Genomic DNA, 735 nt, shown 5'->3' with positions numbered 1-735 from the left:
GGTAACCATAATATATATAACAAAACCCTGCTGACTATTACGTCCCCCACAGCTTTTAAAAATAATTTACATTTTTTTAAACTGACACGTAATCGTTTGCCTTTAAATCCCTACAATGCTTGCTATGTTTCTGGAGAAATAAATGCAAAATAATACCCTATGGTTCAATGGCCTATCCATGGAAGATGTCGACAAAGTCGGCGGTAAGAACGCCTCACTGGGCGAGATGGTTTCTAACCTATCCAATGCTGGTGTTTCTGTACCAAATGGTTTTGCAACCACCTCTCACGCGTTTAACGACTTTCTTGACTACAAAGGTCTTGATGAGCGCATTCACCAATTACTTGACGAACTTGATGTTGAAGACGTTGACGCACTGCGTAAGACAGGTGCAACGATTCGACAATGGGTTCTAGATGCCCCTTTCCCAGAATCACTAGAGCAAGACATCCGTGAGAACTACCGCGAGCTAATCGAAGACAACGAAGAATTGTCTGTAGCTGTGCGTTCATCTGCAACTGCAGAAGACCTTCCAGATGCTTCTTTCGCAGGCCAGCAAGAGACCTTCCTTAACGTGAAAGGCATTGACGCTGTACTGGAAGCAACCAAGCACGTTTACGCTTCTCTATTTAACGACCGTGCTATCTCTTACCGTGTACACCAAGGCTTTGACCACCGCGGCATTTCATTGTCTGCGGGTATCCAACGCATGGTTCGTTCAGACAAAGCCTCTTC

At 44.8% G+C, this 735-nt stretch carries 1 protein-coding gene; it reads left to right on the top strand.

Translation table 11 applies throughout. The features are described 5' to 3' along the window. Positions 1 to 142: 142 nt before the first annotated feature. The coding region (locus tag BCT81_RS17740) for a PEP/pyruvate-binding domain-containing protein (protein WP_277869826.1) at positions 143 to 735 on the top strand (593 nt) is incomplete at its 3' end.

Origin of the sequence: Vibrio sp. 10N.261.52.A1 (assembly GCF_002876325.1) — a bacterium.
GTDB classification, from domain to species: Bacteria; Pseudomonadota; Gammaproteobacteria; order Enterobacterales; family Vibrionaceae; genus Vibrio; species Vibrio chagasii.
Note: the sequence above shows the minus strand (reverse complement) of the source record. Positions and strands in the feature narration are given on the sequence as shown.